Source organism: Agrobacterium sp. D14 (assembly GCF_001526505.1).
Lineage (GTDB): Bacteria > Pseudomonadota > Alphaproteobacteria > Rhizobiales > Rhizobiaceae > Agrobacterium > Agrobacterium leguminum.
This window is the reverse complement of sequence record NZ_ASXX01000052.1, coordinates 250,821-277,808: the sequence shown is the minus strand read 5'-3', so window position 1 is coordinate 277,808 and position 26,988 is coordinate 250,821. Positions and strand designations below refer to the sequence as shown.

At 61.0% G+C, this 26,988-nt stretch carries 24 protein-coding genes and 1 pseudogene; 16 read left to right on the top strand and 9 right to left on the bottom strand.

Features of this window, described 5'->3' with window-relative positions:
* Positions 1-20: 20 nt before the first annotated feature.
* From L901_RS22525 to L901_RS27540, 4 genes are all read right to left on the bottom strand, one after another.
* Positions 21-851, bottom strand: a complete 831-nt coding sequence (locus L901_RS22525) for an ABC transporter permease (RefSeq protein ID WP_059760408.1) — start codon at positions 849-851, stop codon at positions 21-23.
* Positions 848-1,651: an ABC transporter permease gene (locus L901_RS22520; protein WP_059760406.1), complete on the bottom strand. Its 804-nt coding sequence runs from the start codon at positions 1,649-1,651 to the stop codon at positions 848-850. Before L901_RS22520 ends, L901_RS22525 begins: the two co-directional genes overlap by 4 nt.
* 112 nt (positions 1,652-1,763) lie before the next feature.
* Entirely contained in the window at positions 1,764-2,537 is a 774-nt protein-coding gene (locus L901_RS22515; protein ID WP_003525132.1) for an ABC transporter substrate-binding protein, read from the bottom strand.
* 113 nt (positions 2,538-2,650) lie between these two features.
* Positions 2,651-2,890 carry a hypothetical protein gene (locus L901_RS27540; protein ID WP_059760403.1) on the bottom strand — a complete coding sequence of 80 codons (240 nt, stop codon included), beginning with the start codon at positions 2,888-2,890 and terminating at the stop codon, positions 2,651-2,653.
* Between L901_RS27540 and L901_RS22505 the strand changes: the two genes are divergently transcribed.
* On the top strand, positions 2,874-5,132 hold the full coding sequence (locus L901_RS22505; protein ID WP_059760401.1) for an OmpA family protein: 2,259 nt from the start codon (positions 2,874-2,876) through the stop codon (positions 5,130-5,132). The two genes, L901_RS27540 and L901_RS22505, sit on opposite strands and share 17 nt — an antisense overlap.
* Before the next feature lie 246 nt (positions 5,133-5,378).
* Here the strand turns inward: L901_RS22505 and L901_RS22500 are convergent, their stop codons facing one another.
* Both L901_RS22500 and L901_RS22495 read right to left on the bottom strand, forming a co-directional pair.
* Positions 5,379-6,302, bottom strand: a complete 924-nt coding sequence (locus L901_RS22500) for a pseudouridine-5'-phosphate glycosidase (RefSeq protein WP_003525163.1) — start codon at positions 6,300-6,302, stop codon at positions 5,379-5,381.
* Between the two features lie 29 nt (positions 6,303-6,331).
* Positions 6,332-7,273: a carbohydrate kinase family protein gene (locus tag L901_RS22495; protein WP_082710782.1), complete on the bottom strand. Its 942-nt coding sequence runs from the start codon at positions 7,271-7,273 to the stop codon at positions 6,332-6,334.
* A gap of 246 nt (positions 7,274-7,519) precedes the next feature.
* Here L901_RS22495 and recA point away from each other — a divergent pair, with 246 nt between their 5' ends.
* From recA to L901_RS22480, 3 genes are all read left to right on the top strand, one after another.
* The gene (gene recA / locus L901_RS22490) at positions 7,520-8,611 is read left to right on the top strand and encodes a recombinase RecA (protein WP_059760399.1); all 1,092 of its coding nucleotides are present in this window, start codon (positions 7,520-7,522) and stop codon (positions 8,609-8,611) included.
* Positions 8,612-8,842: 231 nt separating this feature from the next.
* Positions 8,843-11,506, top strand: coding sequence for an alanine--tRNA ligase (gene alaS, locus L901_RS22485; protein WP_059760396.1), 2,664 nt, complete (start codon positions 8,843-8,845; stop codon positions 11,504-11,506).
* A 98-nt stretch (positions 11,507-11,604) separates the two neighbouring features.
* Positions 11,605-11,988 carry a VOC family protein gene (locus L901_RS22480; RefSeq protein ID WP_059760394.1) on the top strand — a complete coding sequence of 128 codons (384 nt, stop codon included), beginning with the start codon at positions 11,605-11,607 and terminating at the stop codon, positions 11,986-11,988.
* Positions 11,989-12,064: 76 nt separating this feature from the next.
* Here L901_RS22480 and L901_RS22475 read toward each other — a convergent pair whose 3' ends face one another.
* Together L901_RS22475 and L901_RS22470 are read right to left on the bottom strand one after the other, a co-directional pair.
* Positions 12,065-12,691 carry a glutathione S-transferase family protein gene (locus tag L901_RS22475; protein ID WP_059760392.1) on the bottom strand — a complete coding sequence of 209 codons (627 nt, stop codon included), beginning with the start codon at positions 12,689-12,691 and terminating at the stop codon, positions 12,065-12,067.
* Between the two features lie 317 nt (positions 12,692-13,008).
* Positions 13,009-14,223, bottom strand: coding sequence for an NADP-dependent isocitrate dehydrogenase (locus tag L901_RS22470; protein ID WP_059760390.1), 1,215 nt, complete (start codon positions 14,221-14,223; stop codon positions 13,009-13,011).
* Between the two features lie 215 nt (positions 14,224-14,438).
* Between L901_RS22470 and L901_RS22465 the strand changes: the two genes are divergently transcribed.
* From L901_RS22465 to L901_RS22435, 7 genes and pseudogenes are all read left to right on the top strand, one after another.
* Positions 14,439-14,969 carry a hypothetical protein gene (locus L901_RS22465; protein ID WP_059760477.1) on the top strand — a complete coding sequence of 177 codons (531 nt, stop codon included), beginning with the start codon at positions 14,439-14,441 and terminating at the stop codon, positions 14,967-14,969.
* Between the two features lie 278 nt (positions 14,970-15,247).
* Positions 15,248-16,080: pseudogene (locus L901_RS22460) on the top strand (RNA methyltransferase).
* A complete protein-coding gene (gene murI / locus L901_RS22455; protein WP_059760388.1) occupies positions 16,064-16,885 on the top strand; it encodes a glutamate racemase in 822 nt (273 codons plus the stop codon). Before L901_RS22460 ends, murI begins: the two are co-directional and overlap by 17 nt.
* 378 nt (positions 16,886-17,263) lie before the next feature.
* Positions 17,264-17,503, top strand: coding sequence for a hypothetical protein (locus L901_RS22450; RefSeq protein WP_059760384.1), 240 nt, complete (start codon positions 17,264-17,266; stop codon positions 17,501-17,503).
* A 169-nt stretch (positions 17,504-17,672) separates the two neighbouring features.
* Positions 17,673-18,311, top strand: a complete 639-nt coding sequence (locus L901_RS22445; protein ID WP_059760383.1) for a LysE family translocator — start codon at positions 17,673-17,675, stop codon at positions 18,309-18,311.
* A gap of 51 nt (positions 18,312-18,362) precedes the next feature.
* Entirely contained in the window at positions 18,363-19,250 is an 888-nt protein-coding gene (locus tag L901_RS22440; protein WP_059760381.1) for an EamA family transporter, read from the top strand.
* Positions 19,251-19,376: 126 nt separating this feature from the next.
* Positions 19,377-20,891 (top strand): ATP-binding protein, encoded by a 1,515-nt coding sequence (locus L901_RS22435; RefSeq protein ID WP_059760379.1) that lies wholly within the window; start codon positions 19,377-19,379, stop codon positions 20,889-20,891.
* 234 nt (positions 20,892-21,125) lie between these two features.
* Here L901_RS22435 and L901_RS22430 read toward each other — a convergent pair whose 3' ends face one another.
* On the bottom strand, positions 21,126-22,109 hold the full coding sequence (locus tag L901_RS22430; protein WP_059760377.1) for a TerC family protein: 984 nt from the start codon (positions 22,107-22,109) through the stop codon (positions 21,126-21,128).
* A 452-nt stretch (positions 22,110-22,561) separates the two neighbouring features.
* On the opposite strand from L901_RS22430, the gene rpsD reads away from it, so the two are divergent.
* The 5 genes from rpsD (at position 22,562) to L901_RS22405 (ending at position 26,980) form a co-directional block, all read left to right on the top strand.
* On the top strand, positions 22,562-23,179 hold the full coding sequence (gene rpsD, locus L901_RS22425) for a 30S ribosomal protein S4 (protein WP_003520423.1): 618 nt from the start codon (positions 22,562-22,564) through the stop codon (positions 23,177-23,179).
* Between the two features lie 68 nt (positions 23,180-23,247).
* On the top strand, positions 23,248-24,177 hold the full coding sequence (locus L901_RS22420; RefSeq protein ID WP_059760375.1) for a glutaminase: 930 nt from the start codon (positions 23,248-23,250) through the stop codon (positions 24,175-24,177).
* Between the two features lie 163 nt (positions 24,178-24,340).
* A complete protein-coding gene (gene ttcA / locus L901_RS22415; RefSeq protein ID WP_059760373.1) occupies positions 24,341-25,282 on the top strand; it encodes a tRNA 2-thiocytidine(32) synthetase TtcA in 942 nt (313 codons plus the stop codon).
* A gap of 16 nt (positions 25,283-25,298) precedes the next feature.
* Complete coding sequence (locus L901_RS22410) at positions 25,299-26,126, top strand: inositol monophosphatase family protein (RefSeq protein ID WP_059760371.1); 828 nt, start codon at positions 25,299-25,301, stop codon at positions 26,124-26,126.
* Positions 26,127-26,155: 29 nt separating this feature from the next.
* Complete coding sequence (locus L901_RS22405; RefSeq protein WP_059760369.1) at positions 26,156-26,980, top strand: inositol monophosphatase family protein; 825 nt, start codon at positions 26,156-26,158, stop codon at positions 26,978-26,980.
* Positions 26,981-26,988 lie beyond the last annotated feature (8 nt).

Below are 26,988 nucleotides of genomic sequence, written 5' to 3'. Positions count from 1 at the left end.
GAGTGCTGCCAACGTTGAGACTAGCGCTTGAGATGCCGGGTCAGGCGGGCTTCCAGCCATGCCCAGACATGCCGCAGCGTTTCCACGATCGTCAGGTAGAAGATCGCGGCCCAGAGATAGGCCTGATAATCGAAGGTGCGGGAAAAGGCGTAGCGGGTCTGGCCCATCAGGTCGAAGACCGTGACGATGGAGACCACCGCCGAACCCTTGATCATCAGGATGATTTCGTTGCCATAGGGACGCAACGCCACAATGAGCGCCTGCGGCAGGATGATCTTGCGGAAAGTGACGAGTTTCGACAGGCCGAGCGAGGCGGCGCCCTCATGCTGGCCGCGCGGCACGCTGCGGATCGCGCCGCGCAGGATTTCGGCCTGATAGGCGGCGGTGTTGAGGGTGAGCGACAACAGGCCGCAATACCAGGCCTCGCGGAAGAACCACCACAGGCCGACGGTTTCCAGCCCCTGGCGGAAACTGCCGAGGCCGTAATAGATCAGGAAAAGCTGCGCCAAAAGCGGCGTGCTGCGGAAGACGTAGACATAGGCATAGGCCAGCGCGCCGACGATGCGGTTTTCCGACATGCGGCCGAAGGCGATCGGCACGGAAAGAATGGCGCCGAGAATGATCGAACTGCCGACGAGGGTAATGGTGGTGATGAGACCGTCGATATAGCGCGGCCCGTAACGCTGGAATTTGTCCCAGTCCCAGCCCTCGATCATGGCGAAGATCAGCCCGGCGGCGAGCAGCAGCCAGAGCGTGATGACGGCGATGCCGACGATGCGCGAAATATTGATCGGCTTTTCCGCGACGGCCGGGGCGGGGCGGGGGGGAATGAGTTCCTGAATATGGCTCATCGGCTCACCTCCGACTTGCGCGACCAGCGATCGATGAAGCCGATGCCGATGGAGGAAAGCAGCGCGAGGATGAGGTAAAGCAGGCAGGCGATGCTGTAGAAGAAGAAGGCTTCCTTGCTGACGCGGGCGGCGATGCCGGTCTGGCGAACGATATCGGCAAGGCCGATGATCGATACGTAGGACGTGTCTTTGAGCAGGATGACCCAGAGATTGGTCATGCCGGGAAGGGCGATCCTGACCAGCTGCGGAATGATGATGAGCACCATGGTGCGGCCCCGCGAAAGCCCCAGTGCCGCACCCGCTTCATATTGCCCCTTCGGTATGGCCTTGAAGGCGGAGAGCAGCACTTCGGACGCATAGGACGAAAACACCACGGACAGCGCCACCATGCCCGCCACGAAGGCGTTGATCTCGACCGGACCGGTGATGCCGACATAACCGGCCACCGATTGCAGCAGCATCTGGATGCCGTAATAGACGATGAAAAGCGTCAGCAGTTCCGGCAGGCCGCGAAAGATGGTGGTGTAGATACCGGTCGCCAGCCGCAGCGATTTTTCTTCCGATTGTGCGGCGAGCGCGATGAGGAAGCCGATCAGCAGCCCGACGGGCAGGGTGGCGAGCGCCAGCGAGATGGTGACCTTGACGCCGAAGGCGATTTCATCGCCCCAGCCCGCATCGCCGCAGGCGACCAGGGTGCCGTTTCCGAAAAGCGAGAAGAGACCGACCGGCCCGCAAAAGGGATCGAGAAGTGTCGAGACATAGGTCCAGAACGCACCTATGGCGGAAAATGCTCCGCTCATGCCAATTTTCCCCTGCGGTCTTAAGCCGCCGTGATTGTTATCGTGACGTTTTCAAACAAAAATGGCGGAAGGGCAAGCCTTCCGCCACGAGATTTCAACAGATCGAACGGGCTTACTCGCCGTAAACGTCGAAATCGAAGTATTTTTTGTTGATCTCCTGATACTTGCCGCTGGCGCGAATGCCGGCGATGGCGGCGGTGAACTTGTCGGCAAGCGCCGTGTCACCCTTGCGGACGGCGACGCCCGCGCCATTGCCGTTGATCTCGACATCGACCGGAAGCGGCGTCAGGATCTTGCAGCAGGCGCCCGCATCCGTCTTCAGCCATTCCGACAGAACGACGATATCGTCGATGACGGCGTCGATACGGCCATTGGCGATGTCGAGCTTATATTCGTCGGCGGTCGGATACATCTTCACGTCGGCATCCGGGAAATGCTTTTCGGCATAGTTGGAGTGGGTGGTGGAACCCTGCGCGCCGAGCGACTTGCCCTTCAGATCGTCGACGGACTTGATCGGCGAATCCTTCGGCACGGCGATGGCCGGCGGGGTGTTGTAATATTTCTTGGAGAAGTCGACCTTCTCGAGACGCTCGGGCGTGATCGACATGGACGCGATGATGGCGTCGAACTTCTTGGCCTGAAGGGCGGGAATGATGCCGTCCCAGTCATTGGTGACGAAGGTGCACTCGGCCTTCATTTGTTCGCACAGCGCCTTGGCGATGTCGATGTCGAAGCCGGTCAGCGTGCCGTCGGCTTCGAGATTGTTGAAGGGCGGATAGGCGCCTTCGGTGCCGATGACGATCTTGTCCTGCGCGAGGGCTGCGCCGGAAAACAGCGAGATGGCGGCAATCGATACGGCTGCGAGCAGACGGGTGGAAATAGGCATTTCGATCCTCTCTTTTGGTCGTTCATCCGCGGTCTGTTGTTGTTTTCAGTGCGGACGCCATGGGCGCAGGGCGCAGCGGATGATGCCGCCTGTAGCCTTCAGCGCGGATGCGATTATTCATCCGGTTGGTCAAAAAATGCAACTGCAATATTAGTGACCGCGATTGTGCCGCAGAGCTTCCACGAAAACGCCTTGATCTGTTCATTTCCGGTACAGAAGGCTTTGTCCATCATGGGAACCGAAGCCTGTGCGAGGCGTTGACCAGCGCCTGCACGCGCAGCCGGAATCAAGATGTCGCAAGACTGGCGACCAATAATGGCAGATGAGGAAACACCGATGCTGAAGAAGAACACATTGCTGACGGGGGTGGTTTTCCCCCTCATGTCGCTGGCGATTGCGGTCGAGCCGGCCGCGGCCGGTTTTGCCGGTGCTGCGCGGGCGCAGACGCCCGTGTCGCAGGCGCTTCCCGGCGATGCTGCGACCGGCCGGGTGATTTTGGCGCAGGCGCAGCCGGAAGAACCGAACCCGGAAGAGGAACTGCGCAAGCGTCGCAAGCAGGCCGAAGAGGCGCAGCCGCAGGCCGAGCCGCAACGACAGGAGCGTGCGCCGGAGCCGCAGCGCGAACCGGAGCCCAAGCGCGAAGCCGCGCCTGCCGAACCGCGCCCTGAGCCGCAACGGGAGCCGCAGCCCGAACCCCAGCGGGAGCCGCAGCAGCAGCGTGAGGCTCGCCCTGAGCCCGCGCCGGCCGAGCAGCCGCAGGAGCGTCCCCGCAAACCCGAACGCGCACAGGAGCCGCAGGGCGAGGGCGAACAGCGCCCCGCACGCCAGCGCGAGGCCGCACCCGAAGCCGCACCTGCCGAAGAGCAGCCGAAGGAACGTCCGCGCAAGCCGGAACGGGCCGAGCAGCCCGCGGGTGAGGGCGAGCAGCGTCCCCGCAAGGAGCGCGCGAAGGAACCTGCTGCCGAACAGGAGCCCGCAGCACGCCCTGAAAATGCCGGCGAGCCGGCCAAGCCCCGCGAACCGGCACCCGCCAAAAAGCCACCGGTAGAGGAAAAGGCCCCGGAACAGAAAGCCGAACCGGCCGAAAAAGCCGTTCCGGAGAAAAAGCCGGCCGCCCCCGAGCCCGCCGCGAAGGAAGCACCGGTTCCGACCGAAGCGCCGACGCCTGCGCGTCCGCCGGCACCTGAAGCCCAGCCAAACCCCGCACCGGGCCGTCAGCCTTCGGAACAGCCGCCGGTAGAGGGTCAGGGCAGAACCGAACCCGCAGCCCCGCTGCCAGGCGCGCCGACGCCGCCGCCGAGCGGTACGACAACCGGACAGGCGCCGGCCGGTGAACCCGTTCCCAATCAGGTTGCTGTTCCGCAGACGGAAGCGCCGCCGATGACGAAGGAGGAACTGGACAAGGCCAAGGCAATCGCCAAGGACCCGTCCAAGACCGCCGATACCGTCATTCTGCCGGTCGACAAGGGCGCCGCCGTTCTAGACAGCGACAAGGAGGTGGAACGTTCCGGCAACCGCCAGACCCGCGAAGAGCGCCGTCGTGAACGCGAACAGGCCGGTGACGTGAAGGTTCCGACCTCCGACGCCGAAGCGCAGCGCGCCGGCGCCGCCGAAGGCAAGGCCCCGTCGCCGCCCGTCAAGATGGAAGCCATCACCTCGCAGCAGGGCGAGCGTGTCGACCGCCGCCCGCAATATGAGCGGCCGGAAGGCGTGCGCGAATGGCAGCCGCGCGAAGGCCGTCCGCGTGATCGCGACCGCGATGCGCCGATCATCCTGCAGTTCGGCGACCGTGTCGTGGTGCGCGGCGACGACAACCAGCGCTTCATCCGCGATGGCGGCGAGCCCTATTACGAGCGTCTGCCCGGCGGCCGTGTCCGCGAAACCGTGGAGCGTCGTGACGGAACGCAGGTGGTGACGATCCGCAACCGTTATGGCGACGTGATCCAGCGCTCGCGCATCGACGATCGCGGCCGCGAATATGTGCTGTTCTATGCACCGGAGCTGATGGAAGATCCCGACCGCGACTACGTCTATCGCGATCCGGGCCTGGACCTGCCGCCGATGCGCCTGCGCATTCCCGTGACGGACTACATCATCGACACCTCGAGCGATCCGGACCGCGATTATTACCGCTTCCTGGAACAGCCGCCCGTCGAGCCGGTGGAACGTGTCTATTCGCTGGATGAAGTGCGTTATTCGGCCCGTATCCGCGACAAGGTGCGCCGTATCGACCTCGATACCATAACCTTCGCCACCGGCAGCGCCGAAATCCCGATGACGCAGGCCCGTTCGCTGCGCAAGGTGGCGGATGCGATCAACAAGGCGCTGGACAAGAACCCCGGTGAAACCTTCCTGATCGAAGGCCATACCGATGCCGTCGGTTCGGATGAAAGCAACCTCGTGCTTTCCGACGAACGCGCCGCTTCCGTCGCCAATGTGCTGACCGATGTTTACGGCATTCCGCCGGAAAACCTCGCGACCCAAGGCTATGGCGAGCGTTATCTGAAGGTCCAGACGCTCGGCCCGGAACAGCAGAACCGCCGCGTCACCATCCGCCGCGTGACGCCGCTGGTGAAGCCGGTCGCCCAGAAGTGACTAGGTTCTGATGAAAAACAAAGGCCCGGAAAGCGCAAGCTCTCCGGGCCTTTTTCATTGGGACAGGCTTTCCAAATACGCGACGTCATCCTCGCCCTTGAGGCGAGGATCTAATCACGTTTCCTCCGGTCGAGACGTAGCAGATGCTCGGGACAGGCCCGAGCATGACGGAGGAAGTGTTTGTTCCAGCCTCCAAAACCCCGCAGCACTCACTTTGGGAACCGCCCGAAGAGGAGATGTGTGCCCTCAGTTCAGAGCCACCGCGATTTCCGCAGCCAGCTGCGCATTGTTGCGCACCAGCGCGATATTGGTTTCCAGGCTGCGGCCATCCGTCAGGCGGAAGATGTCGCCGAGCAGGTAGGGGGTGACTTCCTTGCCGGTGATATCGTCGCGCTCGGCGTGGGAGATGGCGCGGTTGATGTAGATTTCCATCTCCTCGCGCGGAATTTCGTCCTCTTCCGGCACGGGATTGGCCACCAGCATACCGCCCTCGATACCCAGCTGTTCGCGGGTTGTCTGGAAATTGGCGATTGCCGCCGGGCTGTTGAGCGAGAGCGGGCTCGGCAGGCCGGAGGAGCGCGACCAGAAAGCCGGGAATTCTTCCGAGCCGAAAGTGACGACCGGTACGCCATTGGTTTCGAGAACCTCGAGCGTCTTTGGAATATCGAGAATGGCCTTGGCGCCGGCGCAGACGACGATCACGCCGGTCTTCGCAAGCTCGGTCAGATCGGCGGAGATGTCGAAGGTCTCTTCCGCGCCCTTGTGCACGCCGCCGATGCCGCCGGTGGCGAAAACGCGGATGCCGGCGCGGGCGGCGGCGATCATGGTGGCGGCCACCGTGGTAGCACCCGTGCGGCGCTCGGCGATCGCAAAGGCGATATCGGCGCGCGAGACCTTCATGGCGTCGGTGGTCTGGGCCAGCGCCTCGAGCTGGTCCTTCTCAAGGCCGATATGCAGGGTGCCGTGAATGACCGCGATGGTGGCCGGAACCGCACCCTGATCGCGGATGATCTGTTCGACGCTTTCCGCCATCTCGATATTGCCGGGATAGGGCATGCCGTGGGTGATGATGGTCGATTCAAGCGCCACGATCGGCGCACCGCGCTGCTTGGCGGCGGCGACTTCCTGAGAATAGACGATGGGCAGGAGCGGGGAGATAGGGCGGGTCATTTCATCTGTTCCAGTTTTTAAAAGCGGGTTCATGCCAGCATTTCAGCCTGGGGAACAAGCCCCAACATGGCTTCGACACTGTCTTTTGATAGGTCCTGGGAGGTGGCGAAGGGCGATTGCACGGTGATGGCGGCCGCCGCCGCGCCTTGCCTCAACGCTTCCGCAATCGTCTTTCCCTCGGCGATGGCGGCGAGATAACCCGACGCCATGGCGTCGCCCGCGCCGGTCACGTCCTTCACCTCGCGGATGAGGGGCGGGTGGAGGATCGCCGTCTCCGTCTTGCTGAAGGCCACCACCTCGCTTGCGCCGCGGGTAACGACGCCGCCGGCAAGCCCGGCCTTGCGCAGGATGTCGGGCCAGTCGCGAACATTGGCCGCCGTCTCGCCGGTGAGCGCGCGGGCTTCCGCCTCGTTCATGAAGAGGATGTCGATATCGCCGAGCGCCGCTTTCAGCTTCACCGCCTTGGCGGGGGATATGGCGATGGCCGCCAGCGGTTTCTCGCAGGCGCGGGCGACGAGGCCGAGCGCCGTCAGCGTATCTTCCGGCAGATTGGCATCGCAGAGCAGGATATCGCTCGCCGTGATCGCCTCGCGCACGGCGCGTATCTTGAGGCGGCGCGGGGTGAAGAGCTTGTAGAGGTCCATATCGGCAAGCGCGATGACTAGATTGCCGTCACGCTCCAGAATGGCGGTGTAGCTCGGCGTTCGGCGGTCCAGGAAGGTGAAGGGCGTGTCTTCCACGCCCGCCTGCCGTGCGGCCTCCGCCACCGCCTCACCGGTGACGTCGCCGCCGCGTGGGGCGATGATGCGGACCTGAAAACCGAGGCGGGAAAGATTGCGCGCGGCGTTGAAACCGCCGCCGCCGGCCTCTTCCATCCAGGAGCCGGGGTTGCTCGCGCCGGACGCCGTCTCAGTCTCGATCATGCCGCGCCTGTCGATATGCGCGCCGCCCAGAACGAGTATTTTCTTCACGCTTGCGTTTCCCTCTTTGGCGGATGGAAAGACCGGACGATTCGGCCTAAACTGACGTCTTCCTGACCTCGCAACCGGTTTGCGGCCATAGGCCGGGCACGGAAAAACGAAAGCAGAACAAACGACTTATCGCTATTTGTTTTCAATATGCTGGCTCAGTCTTGCGAAATGAGAACAAATAGAGTACATACCGTTTCCATACTGCTTCATTGCCTGTGCGGCTTCAATAACCTAAAGGTGGTTCGGATGGCACAAAATTCTTTGCGTCTCGTAGAGGATAAATCGGTGGATAAAAGCAAGGCACTGGAAGCGGCGCTCTCCCAGATCGAACGGTCGTTCGGCAAGGGATCGATCATGAAGCTCGGTTCCAATGAAAATGTGGTTGAAGTGGAGACCGTTTCGACGGGTTCGCTCAGCCTGGATATCGCGCTCGGCATCGGCGGTCTGCCGAAGGGGCGCATCATTGAAATTTATGGCCCGGAAAGCTCGGGCAAGACGACGCTGGCATTGCAGACCATTGCCGAAGCCCAGAAGAAGGGCGGCATCTGCGCCTTCGTCGACGCCGAACATGCGCTCGATCCGGTCTATGCCCGCAAGCTCGGTGTGGATTTGCAGGGCCTTCTGATCTCGCAGCCCGACACGGGCGAGCAGGCGCTGGAAATCACCGATACGCTGGTGCGCTCCGGCGCGGTTGACGTGCTGGTCGTCGACTCCGTTGCGGCGCTGACGCCGCGGGCGGAAATCGAAGGCGAGATGGGCGACAGCCTGCCGGGTCTTCAAGCGCGTTTGATGAGTCAGGCGCTGCGCAAGCTGACGGCGTCGATCTCCAAGTCGAAGTGCATGGTGATCTTCATCAACCAGATCCGTATGAAGATCGGCGTCATGTTCGGTTCGCCGGAAACGACGACGGGCGGTAACGCTCTGAAGTTCTATGCGTCCGTCCGCCTCGACATTCGCCGCATCGGTGCCGTCAAGGAGCGCGAAGAGGTTGTCGGCAACCAGACGCGCGTCAAGGTCGTCAAGAACAAGATGGCGCCGCCCTTCAAGCAGGTGGAATTCGACATCATGTATGGCGAAGGCGTTTCCAAGACCGGTGAGCTTGTCGATCTCGGCGTGAAGGCCGGTATCGTCGAGAAGTCCGGTGCATGGTTCTCCTATAACAGCCAGCGTCTGGGGCAGGGGCGTGAAAACGCCAAGATTTTCCTGCGCGACAATCCGGAAACGGCCAATGAGATCGAACTGGCGCTGCGCCAGAATGCCGGCCTGATCGCCGACCGCTTCCTGCAGAATGGCGGGCCGGACGCTGGCGAAGGCGACGACGGCTCCGACGAAGGCTGACACCTTCCGTGAAGGCTCGGGCATTGCCGCCCGCAGACTTTGCCGAACTGGTATAGATCAAAAAGGGTCGTGCGATTTTTCTTCGCGTGGCCCTTTTTATTTGCCTATATGTCTTGCTTCGCCTCCATGGCTGGACAGGGCCGGGTGCGGACGATAAAAGCCAGTGATTTTGCAATATAGCCATCCTTCGGGGTGGAAGTGATGGACTCCAGCTGTGAGCGGTGTGTGGGCATGAGCGGTGTGAATGAAATTCGGTCGACCTTTCTCGACTACTTCAAGAAGAACGGACACGAGATCGTGCCCTCCAGCCCGCTGGTGCCGCGCAACGATCCGACACTGATGTTCACCAATGCCGGCATGGTGCAGTTCAAGAACGTCTTCACCGGTCTTGAAAGCCGTCCCTATTCCACGGCCGCTTCGGCGCAGAAATGCGTGCGCGCGGGCGGCAAACATAACGACCTCGACAATGTCGGTTATACCGCCCGTCACCACACCTTTTTCGAAATGCTCGGCAATTTCTCCTTCGGCGATTATTTCAAGGAAGAAGCGATCACCCATGCCTGGAACCTGATCACCAAGGAATTCGGCATCGACCGCAACCGTCTGCTGGTCACCGTCTACCACACCGACGACGAGGCCTTTAACCTCTGGAAGAAGATCGCCGGTTTCTCCGACGACCGTATCATCCGCATTCCGACCAGCGACAATTTCTGGGCGATGGGCGATACCGGCCCCTGCGGCCCCTGTTCGGAAATCTTCTACGATCATGGCGATCATATCTGGGGCGGCCCGCCCGGCTCGCCGGAAGAAGATGGCGACCGTTTCATCGAAATCTGGAACCTCGTCTTCATGCAATATGAGCAGCTGACGAAGGAAGAGCGCATCGACCTGCCGCGCCCGTCGATCGATACCGGCATGGGCCTTGAGCGTATTTCGGCGTTGCTGCAGGGCAAGCACGACAATTACGATACGGACCTGTTCCGCGCGTTGATTGCCGCTTCCGTGGAAGCGACCGGCGTTCCGGCCGAAGGTGAAAAGCGCGCCAGCCATCGCGTCATCGCCGACCATCTGCGTTCATCCGCCTTCCTGATCGCCGATGGCGTCCTGCCGTCGAACGAAGGTCGCGGTTATGTTCTGCGCCGCATCATGCGCCGCGCCATGCGCCATGCCGAGCTTCTCGGCGCGCGCGAGCCGCTGATCTACAAGCTTTTGCCGGCGCTGGTGCAGCAGATGGGCCGCGCCTATCCGGAGCTGGTGCGCGCCGAGGCGCTGATTTCCGAGACGCTGAAGCTCGAGGAAACCCGTTTCCGCAAGACGCTGGAGCGTGGCCTTTCGCTTCTGTCCGACGCGACCTCGACCCTGCACAAGGGCGACATGCTGGATGGCGAAACCGCCTTCAAGCTCTACGACACCTATGGTTTCCCGCTCGACCTGACGCAGGATGCGCTGCGCGCCCGCGAAATCGGCGTCGATATTTCCGGCTTCACCGATGCGATGGAGCGCCAGAAGGCCGAAGCCCGCTCGCACTGGGCCGGTTCCGGCGACAAGGCGACCGAGACCGTCTGGTTCGAGCTCAAGGAAAAGCTCGGCGCGAGCGAATTCCTCGGTTACGACACCGAAACCGCCGAAGGCGTCATCCAGGCAATCGTCAAGGATGGCAAGGCTGTGGAAAGCGCTGCGGATGGTGAGACCGTGCAGGTCGTCGTCAACCAGACGCCGTTTTATGGCGAATCCGGCGGCCAGATGGGCGATACCGGCGTGATCTCCGGTGACAATGGTGCCTTTGCCGTTTCCGATACCCAGAAGAAGGGCGAAGGCCTCTTCGTGCATTTGGGCACGGTCTCCAAGGGCGGTCTGAAAGTTGGCGACGCCGTTCAGCTGACGGTCGATCATGACCGCCGCTCGCGCCTGCGCGCCAACCATTCCGCCACCCACCTGTTGCACGAGGCGCTGCGCGAAGTGCTCGGCACCCATGTCGCCCAGAAGGGTTCGCTGGTTGCGCCCGAGCGCCTGCGTTTCGACGTTTCGCATCCGAAGCCGATGTCGGCCGAGGAGCTGAAGGTCGTCGAAGAAATGGCGAACGAAATCGTGTTGCAGAACTCGCCGGTCGTGACCCGCCTGATGAGCGTCGATGACGCCATTGCCGAGGGCGCCATGGCGCTGTTCGGTGAAAAATACGGTGACGAAGTTCGTGTTGTCTCCATGGGCACCGGCCTGCATGGCGCAAAAGCCAACCGTCCCTATTCCGTCGAGCTTTGCGGCGGCACGCATGTGGCGGCCACCGGCCAGATCGGCCTCATCCGCATTCTCGGCGAAAGCGCCGTCGGTGCGGGCGTGCGTCGTCTCGAAGCCGTGACCGGGCAAGGCGCGCTTGCCTATCTGGCCGAACAGGATGAGCGGGTTAAGGCGCTCGCTTCTTCGCTGAAGGTTCAGCCGGGCGATGTGCTGTCGCGTGTCGAAGGTCTGCTCGATGAGCGCAAGAAGCTGGAACGCGAACTTGCCGATGCCCGCCGGAAGCTTGCCATGGGCGGCGGTTCGGCGGATGCCGGCGCAAGCGACGTCAAGCAGGTTGCCGGCGTCAACTTCCTGGCAAAATCCATGTCCGGCATCGATGCCAAGGATCTCAAGGGTCTTGCCGATGAGGCCAAGGCCAATCTCGGCTCGGGCGTCGTGCTGCTGATCGCCGTTTCCGAAGACGGCAAGGCGAGCGCTGTCGCAGCGGTAACCGAAGATCTGACGGCCCGTTTCAGCGCTGTCGATATCGTCCGCACCGCTTCCGCCGCACTTGGCGGCAAGGGCGGCGGCGGCCGACCGGATATGGCGCAGGCCGGCGGCCCGGATGGCGCCAGGGCGCAGGATGCCATCGAAGCGGTGGCGGCGGCGTTGGCTGCCTGATCGGCGTGAATTGAAGAGGGCGGGGTTTTACCCCGCTTTTTTGTTTCCGCCTTCAAAGACAAGATGGTTGCGCGCCAAGGACGCGACGGAGGGAAGCGATGCGCTTTGTAAATCCTATTCCTTTTGTGCGCGATATCGGCCGTTCGAAGGCGTTTTATCGTGACAGGCTCGGCCTGAAGATTGTCGAGGATTTCGGAAACTTCGTCCTCTTTGAAAGTGGTTTTGCAATCCATGAGGGGCGGTCGCTCGCGGAGACGGTCTGGGGCACATCGTCGGGCGCCGAAGAACCCTATGGCAGACGGAATATGCTGCTTTATTTCGAACATGCGGATGTCGATGCGGCTTTTCGAAATATCGCGCCGCATGTGGAGCTTATCCATCCTCTCGAGCGACAGGACTGGGGGCAGAGGGTGTTTCGTTTTTACGATCCGGACGGGCACGCGATAGAGGTCGGGGAGCCGCTCGGCCAGTCCGGTACATAACCCGCCGCGACGATCGATCGGATATTCGATTTTCGGGCGGGCTATCGTTTATCGGTAGCGGCACGGTTGGTCCGTACTATCCGGTTGCCTGCAAGTCCTTCGCCGCTTCCTCGTCGAGCTGGGCGGCCCGCTTGTAGGCCGGGCGGTCGGTGAGGTGGGCCATGTAATCGAGAAAGGCCGGGCGTTTTTCGATGGTGCCGAAATGCAGGCCCCAGCCGATATGGGCGCCGACATAGACATCCGCCGCCGTGAAGAGATCGCCGGCGATGAAGCGGTTTTCGCTGACGGCCCGCTCAAGCGTATTCATCACATCCGCATAGCTGCCGCAGCCGGCCATGCGCAGCTTCTCCTTGGGCACTTCGAAACCCATCGCCTTCATGCTCGCCGCCATTTCCAGCGGGCCTGCGGCAAAGAACATCCAGCGATAATAAAGCCCGCGCGCCTTGGGTGTGGGCGCAAGGTTCGCGCCGGGAAAGGCATCGGCGAGATAGGCGCAGATCGCCGCCGCCTCGGTGACGATGGTATCGCCGTGCTTGATGGCGGGCACCTTCGCCATCGGATTTATCAGCCGGTAGGCGGGCGATTTCATCGAGGTCTCGAAGCCCAGTATTTCCGTTCGGTATGGAACGCCCACTTCCTCAAGCATCCATCGCGCGATGCGTCCGCGCGACATGGGGTTGGTGTAGAAGATCAATTCACTCATGCTTTTGCCTCCCCAAGCAAAATCGTTGAAGCATCATGGGAAAACCGATGCGGATTTCGCGCCTGCGCTTCGCATTTTTAAAGTTCGCAACATCCTTCGCGTGTTCCCTAAGATCGCGCCGATGCTCCGATGAACGTTTGACTGTGCCGGGCAAGTTATGTGCAAGTAGATGCTGTTTAAGCTTTGTCTTATTGTTGTACTGGCCGCAGCACGCGGAATCGAAGTCTGCGCCTAGTACAACGGCTAATCAAGATACTGTGAACAAAAAAGAAAACCCGGCGCTGAGGCCGGGTTTTGAAGTCGCTGAGTGGGCCGGCTTAAGCCGCCATTGCCTTCTTGAGGTTTTCGTCGATCTTGTCGAGGAAGGCGGTGGTGGAGAGCCAGGGCTGGTCCGGTCCGATGAGGAGCGCCAGATCCTTGGTCATGTAGCCGCTTTCGACGGTGTCGACGCAGACGGTTTCGAGCGTTGCCGCGAACTTTGCCAGTTCCGCATTGTCGTCCAGCTTGGCGCGGTGGGCGAGGCCACGGGTCCAGGCGAAGATCGAAGCGATCGAGTTGGTCGAGGTTTCCTGACCCTTCTGGTGCTGGCGGTAGTGGCGCGTGACCGTACCGTGTGCGGCTTCGGCTTCGACCGTGCGGCCATCGGGAGACAGGAGAACGGAGGTCATCAGGCCGAGCGAGCCGAAGCCCTGTGCGACCGTGTCGGACTGCACGTCGCCGTCGTAGTTCTTGCAGGCCCAGATGTAGCCGCCGGACCACTTCAGCGCGGAAGCAACCATGTCGTCGATCAGGCGGTGCTCATAGGTGATGCCGATTTCGTCGAACTGCTTCTTGAATTCGGTCTGGTAGACTTCTTCGAAGATATCCTTGAAGCGGCCGTCATAGGCCTTGAGGATGGTGTTCTTCGTGGAGAGGTAAACCGGCCACTTGCGCATCAGGCCGTAATTCATGGAGGCGCGGGCGAATTCGCGGATGGATTCGTCGAGGTTGTACATGGCAAGCGCCACGCCGGCGCTCGGGGCGTCGAAGACGTCCTTCTCGATGACTTGGCCGTCTTCACCGACGAACTTGATGGTCAGCTTGCCCTTGCCGGGGAACTTGAAATCGGTTGCCTTATACTGGTCGCCGAAAGCGTGACGGCCGACGACGATCGGCTTGGTCCAGCCGGGAACGAGGCGCGGAACGTTCTTGCAGATGATCGGCTCGCGGAAGATGACGCCGCCCAGAATGTTGCGGATCGTGCCGTTCGGGCTCTTCCACATCTGCTTCAGGCCGAATTCCTCGACGCGGGCTTCATCCGGGGTGATGGTCGCGCACTTGATGCCGACGCCATGCTTCTTGATGGCGTGCGCCGCATCGACCGTAACCTGGTCGTTGGTGGCGTCGCGGTTTTCAACCGAGAGGTCGTAATATTCGATGTCGAGATCGAGGTATGGCAGGATCAGCTTGTCCTTGATGAGCTGCCAGATGATACGGGTCATTTCGTCGCCGTCGAGATCGACGACCGGATTGGCTACCTTGATCTTTGCCATGAATTCCTCACCTTCGAAGCTGTGGCGCCGGATGGCGCCGGTATCCGGAAAAATATCCGGTGCGGCTATAGCATCGCGCGCGCCTGAGGCAAAGCCATGGGGGGCGCTTTTTTGGCGCAGCGCAATAACGCTTTGCGCATTGCCAAACCATAATGCCGGAATACAGTCAGGCGAATCGCTTCGCCCGCCTGTCGGGCCTATCCCGGGATCACATCATGCGGAATATTCTGCTTCTGACTGCCGCCGTCCTCTTTTCGCATAGCGCGCTCGCCGCCGGGCCTGCCGATCCCGTCCAGAAGGTGATGGATATCACCGTCAAGAACTGGTCGGGCGAGGCGGAAAACTGGAAATACGTTTTCGACGAGGACATGCTGACCAGCCTGTTCAGCAAGGATTTCGTCGCGCAATATCGCGAAGCCTCCAAGAAGCCGGCTTATGAGGCCGAAAGCGGCGAGACCGGCGATCCCTTCGGTTACGATGTCGTGACGAACTCGCAGGATGGCTGCCCGCTGGCCGATGTTTCCGTAACGCCGGGCGCGGTGAAGGACGGCGTGACGGACGTGACCGCAAAGTTCAAGCTCTGGGCCTGCATGGACGAGGCGGAGATGAAGGCGACGGTTGACGAAGTGCATTTCGACGTCGTCGAGGAAGACGGCCGCCCGGTCATCAGCGATATTCACCGGGTCGGCGATGAGGGCAGGGATTCGCTGCGCGAAGAAATGGCGACGATCATCAAGGGGGAGTGAGGGCAGGGTGGCTGTTGGTGGCCGTTGAAGCCTCTCGTTCGTCATGCTCGGGCTTGTCCCGAGCATCTGCAACGGATTGATGTTACGAGACGTGCGCGGATCCTCGGGACAGGCCCGAGGATGACGTCGAATTTGAGGTGACGGCCCTGCATCCACTCGAAGGTCGCCATTGCCTCGCTCCAACTTTGATTTTAGCGCCGATCTGTGCCAGTGAGACGCGCTTTACAGTATCGGCGTGAAAGTCGATGCGGCGCTTTCAAGAAAACGGACAAAAGACGATGGCAGGCACAAACAGCGATCTCGAACTTGTGGCGGAAGGCCCGGCGATCATTCTCGTCGAACCGCAGCTCGGTGAAAATATCGGCATGGTGGCGCGGGCCATGGCCAATTTCGGCCTGGCCGAATTGCGTCTGGTCAATCCGCGTGACGGCTGGCCGAGCGAGAAGGCGCGCGCCGCAGCCTCCAAGGCCGATCACGTCATTGACGCCACGAAGGTATTCGAGACGCTGGAAGAGGCGATCAAGGACCTGAACTTCGTCTACGCCACGACCGCGCGCGAGCGTTACGGTTTCAAGCCGGTGCGTGCGCCCGTCACCGCCGCCGATACGCTCAGGGCAAAATTCAAGGCTGGCGAAAAGACCGGTATCCTCTTCGGCCGTGAGCGCTGGGGGCTGACCAATGAGGAAGTGGCGCTGGCCGACGAGATCGTGACATTTCCGGTTAATCCCGCTTTTGCCTCGCTCAATATCGCGCAGGCCGTGCTTTTGTGTCCTATGAATGGATGAAATCCGGCATGGACGATCTGGGAGAGACGCTTTTCCAGTCCGTCGAGCAGCGTCCTTCGACCAAGGAACAGGTTTTCGGCCTGTTCGAACATATCGAGGAAGCGCTGGATGCGCGGGGTTATTTTCATCCCGCTGAAAAAAAGCCGAAAATGGTCGACAATCTGCGCGCCGTGCTGTCGCGACGCGGGTTTTCCGAGCAGGAAATCAGCGTTTTCCGTGGCGTGATCAATTCGCTCGACCGCTTTCCACGGCAATGGCCGAAGCAGGCGGGAAGGGCAGCGGGGCCGTCGGCCGAGGGAGCAGGGGAGAATGCTGAAGACGAGTGAGGCGGCGGCCGATGTGCTGAAACCGGTGCTGGTATTCGATTCCGGCATTGGCGGGCTGACCGTGCTGCGCGAGGCGCGCGTGCTGATGCCCGAGCGCGGCTTTATCTATGTGGCCGACGATGCGGGTTTTCCCTATGGCGGCTGGGAGGAGGAAGCGCTGAAGGCGCGCATTCTCTCGCTCTTCGACAAGCTGCTGGACGACTATAGCCCGGAAGTCTGCATCATCGCCTGCAACACCGCCTTCACGCTCGCTGGCGCAGATCTTCGCGCCCGATTTCCGGATATGACCTTCGTTGGCACTGTGCCCGCCATCAAGCCGGCGGCGGAGCGCACCCGCTCGGGCCTCGTTTCCGTGCTGGCGACACCGGGCACCGTCAAGCGCGCCTATACGCGCGATCTCATCCAGTCCTTCGCCAGCCAATGCCATGTCCGCCTCGTCGGCTCGGAAAACCTGGCGCGCATGGCGGAAAGCTGGATCAGGGGCGAGCCGGTTTCGGATGAGGCTGTGCTTGCCGAAATCGAACCCTGCTTCATCGACAGCGAGGGAAAACGCACGGATATCGTCGTTCTTGCCTGCACCCATTACCCCTTCATGGCCAATCTGTTTCGCAGGCTGGCGCCATGGCCGGTGGATTGGCTCGACCCCGCCGAGGCGATTGCGCGGCGCGCGCGCCACCTCGTGCCGCTGCCGCAGGATGCGGAGCATCCGGATGGTTTCGATTTTGCGGTCTTCACCTCCGGCAAGCCGGATTTCGCCACCCGGCGGCTGATGCAGGGTTTCGGTCTCAGCGTTTCGGCGGCCTGAACGCCTGTTGTATTTTTGCATCTGTTTTATCCGTCTTTTGCAATTCGAGATTGCGACCACTTGTCGCGCCGGATTTCTTGTGTAAGATGCATCTTGTCTGTAACCGCTATAAATGGAGGCGTGGAATGACCAATGACATCAATATGCGCCTTAACGGCATGTCAGGCCTTTCCGGCATGATTATCGGCGGTTATGTGACCCGAGGCATCTCCCTCCGATAAGGCTTATGGCCTGATTTCCTTGCCGTTTGGCATTTTCACTTCGTTCGACATGTGATCGTGCGTCCGCGTGGCCCTTGCTGCTGCGTCCGCGCTTCCGGCATGTCGTTTTCCATCGATAAAGGACCTGGCCGCTTTGCCGCGCCGGGATGGATTTCCCATGCAGAAAAATCAACCATTGGTAGCATATGCGCTGCCGGATGCGGTCGATCGCTTGTTCGTCACATTCGGTGTCTGGAAAACCCTCAAAGCGGTTCTCATTGCCGCACTGGTGCCGCGTGCACCGCCGACCGATCCTGCCGATCTGCCAGAGCGCCTTCTGGTCGATATCGGCCTTGACCCGTCGCGGGTGAAGCGGCGGCGGGATTGGGAGGTCCCTCACTGGGCGCCCCGGTTTTGATTGGCAAAGGCCTCTCCGGCAAAAAAATGTCGGGGAGGCTTCGTCGTCGAATTACGACCTCTGACAAACCACGAAATGCAAGCGGCCGCGGCGCGATCTGCGAAAAATCCGGCTTGATGCGGAGCGTTTTCCGTGGCTTGCTCGAGACTAGGGACAAAGGAGATTCATCATGCCGCTGGAGAACTGGCTGGCCTTCGTGGCCGCATCCGCCATCATGCTTGCCATTCCGGGACCGACGATCCTGCTGGTGATTTCTTATGCGCTGGGCCATGGCCGCAAGGCCAGCACGGCGACGGTGACGGGCGTGGCGCTCGGTGATTTCACCGCGATGACGGCTTCCATGCTCGGTCTCGGCGCGCTGCTTGCCACATCGGCGGCGCTTTTCACCGGGCTGAAATGGATCGGTGCGGCTTACCTCATCTATCTCGGCATCAAGCTGTGGCGTTCGCCGGTCAGCGGCGAGGGTGCGGAAGGGACGGGCGTGACCGGCCGCGAAAGGCCGCTCAAAATCTTCCTGCATGCCTATATCGTCACCGCGCTGAACCCGAAGAGCATCGTGTTCTTCGTGGCCTTCCTGCCGCAGTTTCTGGTGCCGACATTGCCCTTCTGGCCGCAGGTGCTGATTTTTGAAGTCACATTCCTGGTGCTTGCCACGCTGAATGCGGCGCTTTATGGACTTCTGGCAAGCGCTGCCCGCAATACGATCCGCAAACCGAAGGTTCAGCGCATCGTCAACCGCACGGGCGGCGGTCTCCTGATCGGCGCCGGTCTCGTTGCCTTCGGCTGGAAGAGGGCGGTTTCGGCGTAAAGCCCCTCAAACATCTGAGGTGTCGATCGCCTGAAATTCGGACATAACAAAATGGCATTGCCGCATATATTTCTCGCCCTGATCACCGTGTTTTTGTGGGGCTTCAACTTCGTTGCCATCAAGATCGGGGTCGCGGACATGCCGCCCCTGTTCCTGACGGCGCTGCGTTATCTCTGTGCGGCCGTGCCTCTGGTATTCTTTCTGCCGAAACCGAATGTGCCGTGGCGGCACATGATCGTATACGGCATGGCCATGGGTTTCGTTCAGTTCGGCCTGCTTTATCCGGCCATCAAGCTCGGTCTGCCTGCCGGGCTTGCGTCGCTGGTCATGCAGTCTCAGGCTTTTTTCACGCTGGCGCTTGCCGTGCTGTTTCTCGGCGAGCGGCCTTTGCCTTCGCAAGTCGTCGGTGCGGTCATCGCTTTCAGCGGGCTTGCGGTGATCGGCGTGGAGCGCATGACGGCTGCGGCTCTCGTGCCGCTTCTGATGGGCATCGGTTCGGCGATTGCCTGGGCCTGCGGCAATATCGTTAACCGGCGTATCGGCCAGGTGAACGCCGTTTCTTTTGTTGCCTGGACGAGCCTTGTGCCGGTCCTGCCGCTGGCGGCGCTTTCGCTGGTGGTGGAAGGGCCGGGTGCGATTGCCGAGGGACTTGCCAACGCAACGGCAATGACGGCTTTCGTGGTGGTCTATATGGCCTATGGCGCTACCATTGTGGGCGCGGGCATCTGGAGTTATTTGCTTCTGCGTTATCCGGCCGGAACCGTGGCGCCCTTTTCGCTGCTGGTGCCGGTGGTCGGTTTCGTCAGCGCCTATTTTGCTTTTGCGGAGCACATCACCGTCTTCGAGGTGGTCGGTGCCGCATTGGTCATCATCGGACTGATGCTGAATGTGTTCGGCAGGCGGCTTTCATTTTTGCGGGTATCGTCCGGGGCTGCATAGATGCGGCGTAATTGCCTGTGCATTACCCGCATGCGGCAGACGCAACCGGCGATTTTTTGGTAAAGAGCATGTTCGGCCGCCGCCAGGGGAATCGGCCGGATGACATGCAGCACGAGGAATGGAACATTGCAGGTCGGCATCGACATGGGAACCCTATCGGGCGGGCAGCAGGCCAAGCTCGATATCGAGGAATTGCTTGCGACGCGTTTGCTGGTGCAGGGCAATTCCGGTTCCGGCAAGTCGCATCTTCTGCGCCGGCTGCTCGAGCAATCGGCGCAATGGGTGCAGCAGGTCATCATCGATCCCGAAGGCGATTTCGTCACGCTTTCCGACAAGTTCGGTCATGTGGTGGTGGATGGCGAGCGTACCGAAGCGGAGCTTGCCGGCATTGCCAACCGCATTCGCCAGCACCGCGTCTCCTGTGTGCTGACGCTGGAAGGCCTCGATATCGAACAGCAGATGCGGGCCGCCGCCGCCTTCCTCAACGGCATGTTCGATGCGGATCGTGAATTCTGGTATCCGGTGCTTGTCGTGGTGGATGAGGCGCAGATGTTTGCGCCCTCCGTCGGCGGTGAGGTGACCGAGGATGCGCGCAAGGCGTCGCTCGGCGCCATGACCAATCTCATGTGCCGTGGCCGTAAACGCGGCCTCGCCGGCGTCATCGCCACGCAGCGTCTTGCCAAGCTTGCCAAGAATGTGGCGGCGGAAGCCTCCAACTTCCTGATGGGCCGCACCTTCCTCGATATCGACATGGCGCGCGCGGCCGACCTGCTCGGCATGGACCGGCGGCAGGCGGAAATGTTCCGCGATTTGCAGCGCGGCAATTTCGTGGCGCTCGGCCCGGCGCTGTCGCGCCGGCCGCTGCCCATCGTCATCGGCCCGGTGGAAACCTCGGCGCGTTCCTCCTCGCCGAAGCTGATGCCGCTGCCGGATGCGCCTCAAGATGTCGAGGACCTGATTTTCACGCCGGATCCGGAAGAGTTTACCCGGCCTGCCGTGCGCCGCACACCGCCAGCACCACGCCCGACCACGGATATTCTGGCCGAACTCTCCCGTTCCACGCCTGCTGCCGTCGGTCCTTCACCCGAGCAGCCGCGAAGCGGCCAGCCGGAGATGACGCCGGAGGAGCGTGAAGAGAAAATCGCTGCGGTTCTCGTCGAAATTCTCGACGATCCGCAATCGGCCTATCGGACCGATGCCGTGCTTTATCAGGATTTTCTGGTGCGCGCCCGCATGCGCCGTATTCCCGGCACGCCGATGACGCTGCCGGAATTCCGCCGGCAGGTGGCAATTGCCCGCTCCGGCGTGGATGCGGCGATGGCGGCCAGCGAAGGCTGGGAAAAGGCGCTGGAACTGTCGACGTCGGTTTCCGACGACCTGCAGGGCGTTTTCCTGCTGCTGGTCAAGGCCGCTCTCGGCGAGGAGCCTTGTCCGTCGGATGCCCGCATCGCCCGCGCCTACGGCACCCATTCCGCCCGCCGCGCGCGGCGGCTGCTCGGTTATTTCGAGGAGAAGGAGCTTGTGGTGGTGCATGCCGATTTCTCCGGCAAGCGCATCGTGGCGTTTCCCGATCTCGACGCGAAGACCGCGCCGGGTGACGCGGATGCGGCAGAGGACGATGCCAGACTGGCGGCGGAGTGAGGTTGGCAAGCTGCCTGTTGGACATACCTCCCGTCATGCCGGACTTGATCCGGCATCCAGCCACGGCGCGTCTGCGCCGTGAGACGAGTCTATTGCGATCAAGGACTTGATCGCGCTGGACCCCGGATCAGGTCCGGGGTGACGGCGTGTATATTATGTGGCGGTGGCAACCTCATTCGTCAGCGGAATTCTGAAAGAGGCTGAGGAGGCGTTTCCGCCTCCTCGATCAAGGCCTTATTCGATGGCCTTTGCTTCCTTGCGCGTCGCGATCAGCGAACCGATGATGCCGGTTGCGAGGATGGCGACGGTGACGCCGAGAGAGACGGCGGGCGGGATCTTGGCGATGCCGAGCATGTCGGCGACGAAAATCTTCGAACCGACGAAGACCAGAACCGCAGCCAGCGCATATTTCAGATAAGTGAAGCGGTGGATTAGGGCGGCGAGCGCAAAGTAAAGGGCGCGCAGGCCGAGGATCGCGAAGATGTTCGAGGTGTAGACGATAAACGGATCGGTGGTGATCGCGAAGATTGCCGGGATCGAATCGACTGCGAAGATCAGGTCGGCGATTTCGACCATGATGAGCGCCAGGAAGAGCGGCGTCACGAAGGTCTTGAGTTTGCCGGTGGTCTCATCGGTTTCCTTGACGAAGAATTTCTCGCCATGCAGCCTGTTTGTCACCGGAAGGTGACTGCGCAGGAACTTCAGGATGCGGTTATTGCCGATATCCGATTCGTCATGGTCGGACGAGAACAGCATCTTGAGGCCGGTGAAGACGAGGAAGGCCGCGAAGAGATAAAGCACCCAGTGGAAGTTTTCGACGATGGCCGCGCCACCGGCGATCATGATGCCGCGCAGGACGATGACGCCGAGGATGCCCCAGAGCAGCACGCGGTGCTGATATTGGCGGGGAATGGCGAAATAGGAGAAGATCATGGCGATGATGAAGATATTATCCATCGCCAGGCTTTTTTCGACCACGAAGCCGGTGACATATTCCATCGCCGACTGTTCGCCGGACTGGTACCAGATCCAGCCGCCGAAGGCTAAGCCGATGGCGATATAAAAGCCCGACATCAGCAGGCTTTCACGAACGCCGATTTCCTTGGAGTTTTTGTGCAGCACGCCGAGATCGAGCGCGAGCAGGCCGAGTACGAGAGAAATGAAGACAGCCCACATCCATGTGGGGGTGCCGAGAAAATCCGTCAGGAGAAATTCCATCAGTCAACCTTTAGCCGGACGAGGTTGGCTTTGCGGATGGGGAACGTGCGTGAAGAATATACGTGGGCCCCAACCTAAAGAAACTCGACATCACGTGTTGTCCGGTAACACGCCAGAGGGGCCCGAGTTCTGATCACGATGGAGAGATGGGTGGGCGCTCAGGCTTTTCAAGGGCAGGATCGAGAAAAAAAGCGGCAGGCGTTGTTTGACAAATTTGTAAAACGTGTTTAGAAGCCGCCCCAACGCCGGGCAGTGATGTCCGGTGTGTTTTGTTGACTGCCTTGCAGTGTAATAGCTGACGTTCGGCGGTCAATATCACCGACATGTCCCGTGGTTTCTCCATTTGCATGTGAGAAGCCTGTCAGAGGCCCTGAAACGGGCTTCAGAGGAGGGCGTGTTTCCTTGAACCGGTTTGGCAACAAACCGGCATAACCTTTTGAGAAGGAAATACGATGAGCAAGCGCGAATCGGCTAAGTACAAAATCGACCGCCGCATGGGCGAAAACATCTGGGGCCGTCCGAAGTCCCCGGTTAACCGCCGCGAATACGGCCCGGGCCAGCACGGCCAGCGCCGCAAGGGCAAGATGAGCGACTTCGGCACGCAGCTGCGCGCCAAGCAGAAGCTCAAGGGCTACTACGGCGAACTGCGCGAAAAGCAGTTCCGCGCCACCTTCGACGAAGCAAACCGTCGCAAGGGTGACACCTCCGAAAACCTCATCGGCCTGCTCGAGTCGCGTCTGGACGCCATCGTCTACCGCGCCAAGTTCGTTCCGACCGTTTTCGCATCGCGTCAGTTCATCAACCATGGCCACGTCACGGTTAACGGCGTTCGCGTCAACATCGGTTCTTACCGCTGCAAGCCGGGCGACGTTATCGAAGTTCGCCAGAAGTCCAAGCAGCTCGTAACCGTTCTGGAAGCCGTTCAGCTCGCTGAGCGCGACGTTCCGGACTACATCGAAGTTGACCACAACAAGATGGTTGCGACCTACGCCCGCGTTCCGGCTCTCTCCGACGTGCCGTACCCGGTCGTCATGGAACCGCATCTGGTCGTCGAATTCTACTCGCGTTAATCGACGCGTTTCAGTATTCAGGAAGCCGCCCTTCGGGGCGGCTTTTTTGTTTGCGGGGAAGGCTTTGCATGCAGGATATTCAGGCGATCGTCGATTCCATCTATGACAGCATGGCGCCGAGGCTCGGCGAGGGGAAGGTTGCGGATTACATTCCCGAACTTGCCAAGGTCGATCCCAACCAGTTCGGCATCGCCATCACCACCGTCGACGGAACCACCTATACGGCCGGCAATGCGCTGACGCCATTTTCGATCCAGAGCATCTCCAAGGTCTTCATGCTGACGCTGGCGCTCGGCAAGGCGGGTGAAACGGTGTGGAACCGGGTAGGGCGCGAACCTTCGGGCTCTTCCTTCAATTCCATCGTCCAGCTGGAGCATGAGCACGGCATCCCACGCAATCCCTTCGTCAATGCCGGCGCTATCGTGGTCACCGATATCGTGCTTGCCGGCCATCAGCCGCGTGAGGCTATCGGGGAACTTCTGCGTTTCGTACGTTACCTCGCCGATGACGATACGATCAGCATTGATGACACGGTGGCGAAATCCGAGCAGGCGACGGGGTTCCGCAATTTCGCGCTCGCCAATTTCATGCGCTCATTCGGCAATCTGCACCATCCCGTGGAATATACGCTCGGCGTTTATTTCCATCAGTGCGCGCTGTCCATGACCTGTGCTCAGCTTTCCCGCGCTGGCCTTTTTCTCGCCAATCGCGGCCGCAATCCGCTGACGGGGCATACGGTTGTGTCGGACAGGCGAGCGCGGCGCATCAATGCGCTGATGCTGACCTGCGGCCATTATGACGGATCGGGTGATTTCGCCTATCATGTCGGCCTGCCGGGCAAGAGCGGTGTGGGCGGCGGCATCCTGGCGGTGGCGCCAGGCAACGCGTCGATTGCGGTCTGGTCGCCGGGTCTCAACAAGGTCGGCAACTCGGCGCTCGGGTCACAGGCGCTGGAAATGCTGGCGACGAAAACCGGCTGGTCGGTATTCGGGGCTTGATATTGCCGGCGGATGGGGGCATTGCCTGCATTAGAGCATTTCCAGGAAAAGTGGAACCCGGTTTTCCGTCCGGAAATGCGCAAAAACAAAGAGTTAGAGTGTTTTCGCGATTCGAAGAAAAGCGAAAAAACTCTAAGAACGGCAGTCGTGCCGGAGCGAGCTGATGATGAACATTCTCACCAAGATCGATGACTTTGTAGATCAGGCCGGGGCCGACCACATCGGCGCAGATCAGGATCCGTCCGAAGAGAACGGCAGCTCGCATCCCCTGTTCGACAATGCACCGCGGTCGGTTTCCTTCAACAAGCTGCGCAAGCGCCTGTTGCGCAATGTGCGCCAAGCCTTTGAAGATTTCGGCATGTTAAAGGGCCAGAAGCGCTGGCTTGTCGGCCTTTCCGGCGGCAAGGACAGCTATGGGCTGCTGGCGCTGCTGCTCGATCTGAAGTGGCGCGGCCTTTTGCCGGTTGAACTGGTGGCCTGCAATCTCGATCAGGGCCAGCCGAATTTTCCCAAACACGTGTTGCCGGAGTATCTGGCGAAGATCGGTGTGCCCCATCGCATCGAATATCGCGACACCTATTCCGTGGTGAAGGAAAAGGTGCCGTCCGGTGGCACTTACTGTTCGCTCTGTTCGCGGCTCCGGCGCGGCAATCTCTACCGCATTGCGCGGGAGGAGGGTTGTGACGCGCTGCTGCTTGGCCATCATCGCGAGGATATTCTCGAAACCTTCTTCATGAACTTCTTCCACGGCGGCCGGCTGGCCGGAATGCCGGCGAAGCTTTTGAATGACGAGGGTGACCTGATGGTCATGCGCCCGCTTGCCTATTGCGCCGAAGAGGATATGGCGAAATTTGCGGCGGCGATGGAATTCCCGATCATTCCCTGCGACCTCTGCGGCTCGCAGGACGGGCTTCAGCGCAATGCCATGAAGGAGATGCTGGCCGACATCGAACGGCGTATGCCCGGCCGCAAGGACGTGATGCTGAGGGCGCTTGCCCATGTCAATCCGTCGCATCTGCTCGATCCCAAGCTTTTTGATTTTTCGGCGCTTTCTGTCACCGGGGCGTCACCTGAAGAGCGTAGGGAGGCCAACTCCCCCTTATGAAGAAGTGCCCCGCCCGATGACCCTTTCCGACAAAGATATCGACTTCCTCGTTTCCACCGTTGCCGCTGCCGGCGCGAATGAAATTCTTCCCCGCTTCCGAAACCTGAGCGCCGGTGCGATCTCCGAAAAGACCTCCGCCGTCGATCTGGTCACCGAGGCCGATGTTCTGGCGGAAAAGGCGATCACCGCTGCTCTCCTTCAGCGATTTCCGAAGGCCCATATCGTCGGCGAAGAGGCCTATGAGGCGGACCAATCCGTCATTCCGGCACTTGCCGATGCGCCGCTTGCCTTCGTGATCGACCCCATCGACGGCACGTTCAATTACGCTTCCGGTTTTCCCGCTTTCGGCACGCTGCTTGCGGTCACCGTCAGGGGCGAGACGGTGGCGGGCATCATCCACGATCCGGTGATGGGCGATACTATCGTTGCCCTGAAAGGCGAGGGCGCGTTTCTCAACCGCAGGAACGGTTCGCAGGCGAAGCTAAGGGTTGCCGATCCCGCGCCATTGTCCGATATGGTCGGCATCTTTTCCTGGGGCCACAGCCATCAGGATCGCCGGCCGGTGATTGCCGCCAATATGGCCAAGATCAAGATGGCGCTGTCGCTCAACTGCTCGGCACATGAATATTGGCTCGCCTCGGCCGGCAAGCTGCATTTCATCGGCCATGAAAAGCTGATGCCGTGGGATCATCTCGCCGGCGTGCTCATTCATCAGGAGGCGGGCGGTTACACGGCCCGTTTCGACAATACGCCCTATCGGCCGGGGCAAACGGAGGGCGGCATTCTGTCCGCTCCCGACAAGGAAAGTTGGAAGATGCTGCGACGGGAAATCGTCGCCTTATAACATCGCGCTCAAATAGAAGGATATCGCCCATGGCTCTCGAACTCGACATCGCCTCTCTTGCCAATGCGCTTCAGGAGGCGGCGGCAGTGGAAATCCTGCCGCGGTTCCGCAATCTGGGCGAAGGCGATGTGCGGATCAAGACCGAGGCGATAGACCTCGTCACCGAAGCCGACGAGGCCGCCGAACGGCTGATCCGTGCGCGTGTGCAGGACATTATGCCGGATGCACTGTTCATCGGCGAAGAGGCGGTGGCGGCGGATGCCTCGCTGCTCGGCAAGCTTGCCGATGCCGATCTTGCCGTGGTGGTCGATCCCATCGACGGCACCTATAATTTCGCTTCCGGCCTGCCGCTTTTCGGCGTGATGATGAGCGTCATCTCCAAGGGCGAGACCGTTGCCGGCCTGATCTTCGATCCGATGGGCAATGACTGGGCGATTGCCGAAAAGGGTTCCGGCGCGTGGCTTTGCAGCGCCGACGGTTCGCAGACCGAGATGTCGGTCGTGCCGGCCCCGGAATTGTCGCAGATGGTCGGTATCGCCAATACCGGCTATTTCGACGTGGAGACACGGCGCAAGATCCTGACGAACCTCGCCGATGTGCGGCTCTTCACCAGCTATCGCTGCGCGGCGCATGAATACCGCCTGTTCTGCGGCGGCCACATGCATTTCCTGATGTATAACAAGCTGATGCCCTGGGACCATCTGGCCGGCACGCTGCTGTCGCAGGAAGCGGGCGCCTATGCGGCGCGCCTCGACGGCTCGCCCTATCTGCCGAGCCATTTGGATGGCGGGCTGCTGCTCGCGCCGGATCAGGAGACGTGGGAACTGCTGCGGGAGAAGATTTTTACGGTTTGAGTCCGGAG

What these genes read in the sequence shown, in the direction of transcription:
- L901_RS22500 (WP_003525163.1), bottom strand. Translation starts at nt 6,302, where the DNA reads ATGACCCGCCCTATCTCCCCGCTCCTGCCCATCGTCTATTCTCAGGAA.
- L901_RS22405 (WP_059760369.1), top strand. Translation starts at nt 26,156, where the DNA reads ATGGCTCTCGAACTCGACATCGCCTCTCTTGCCAATGCGCTTCAGGAG.
- L901_RS22410 (WP_059760371.1), top strand. Translation starts at nt 25,299, where the DNA reads ATGACCCTTTCCGACAAAGATATCGACTTCCTCGTTTCCACCGTTGCC.
- L901_RS22470 (WP_059760390.1), bottom strand. Translation starts at nt 14,223, where the DNA reads ATGGCAAAGATCAAGGTAGCCAATCCGGTCGTCGATCTCGACGGCGAC.
- ttcA (WP_059760373.1), top strand. Translation starts at nt 24,341, where the DNA reads ATGATGAACATTCTCACCAAGATCGATGACTTTGTAGATCAGGCCGGG.
- murI (WP_059760388.1), top strand. Translation starts at nt 16,064, where the DNA reads ATGCTGAAGACGAGTGAGGCGGCGGCCGATGTGCTGAAACCGGTGCTG.
- L901_RS22445 (WP_059760383.1), top strand. Translation starts at nt 17,673, where the DNA reads ATGCCGCTGGAGAACTGGCTGGCCTTCGTGGCCGCATCCGCCATCATG.
- rpsD (WP_003520423.1), top strand. Translation starts at nt 22,562, where the DNA reads ATGAGCAAGCGCGAATCGGCTAAGTACAAAATCGACCGCCGCATGGGC.
- L901_RS22520 (WP_059760406.1), bottom strand. Translation starts at nt 1,651, where the DNA reads ATGAGCGGAGCATTTTCCGCCATAGGTGCGTTCTGGACCTATGTCTCG.
- L901_RS22525 (WP_059760408.1), bottom strand. Translation starts at nt 851, where the DNA reads ATGAGCCATATTCAGGAACTCATTCCCCCCCGCCCCGCCCCGGCCGTC.
- L901_RS22450 (WP_059760384.1), top strand. Translation starts at nt 17,264, where the DNA reads ATGCAGAAAAATCAACCATTGGTAGCATATGCGCTGCCGGATGCGGTC.
- L901_RS22475 (WP_059760392.1), bottom strand. Translation starts at nt 12,691, where the DNA reads ATGAGTGAATTGATCTTCTACACCAACCCCATGTCGCGCGGACGCATC.
- L901_RS22505 (WP_059760401.1), top strand. Translation starts at nt 2,874, where the DNA reads ATGCTGAAGAAGAACACATTGCTGACGGGGGTGGTTTTCCCCCTCATG.
- L901_RS22515 (WP_003525132.1), bottom strand. Translation starts at nt 2,537, where the DNA reads ATGCCTATTTCCACCCGTCTGCTCGCAGCCGTATCGATTGCCGCCATC.
- L901_RS22420 (WP_059760375.1), top strand. Translation starts at nt 23,248, where the DNA reads ATGCAGGATATTCAGGCGATCGTCGATTCCATCTATGACAGCATGGCG.
- L901_RS22480 (WP_059760394.1), top strand. Translation starts at nt 11,605, where the DNA reads ATGCGCTTTGTAAATCCTATTCCTTTTGTGCGCGATATCGGCCGTTCG.
- L901_RS22440 (WP_059760381.1), top strand. Translation starts at nt 18,363, where the DNA reads ATGGCATTGCCGCATATATTTCTCGCCCTGATCACCGTGTTTTTGTGG.
- alaS (WP_059760396.1), top strand. Translation starts at nt 8,843, where the DNA reads ATGAGCGGTGTGAATGAAATTCGGTCGACCTTTCTCGACTACTTCAAG.
- L901_RS22430 (WP_059760377.1), bottom strand. Translation starts at nt 22,109, where the DNA reads ATGGAATTTCTCCTGACGGATTTTCTCGGCACCCCCACATGGATGTGG.
- recA (WP_059760399.1), top strand. Translation starts at nt 7,520, where the DNA reads ATGGCACAAAATTCTTTGCGTCTCGTAGAGGATAAATCGGTGGATAAA.
- L901_RS22465 (WP_059760477.1), top strand. Translation starts at nt 14,439, where the DNA reads ATGCGGAATATTCTGCTTCTGACTGCCGCCGTCCTCTTTTCGCATAGC.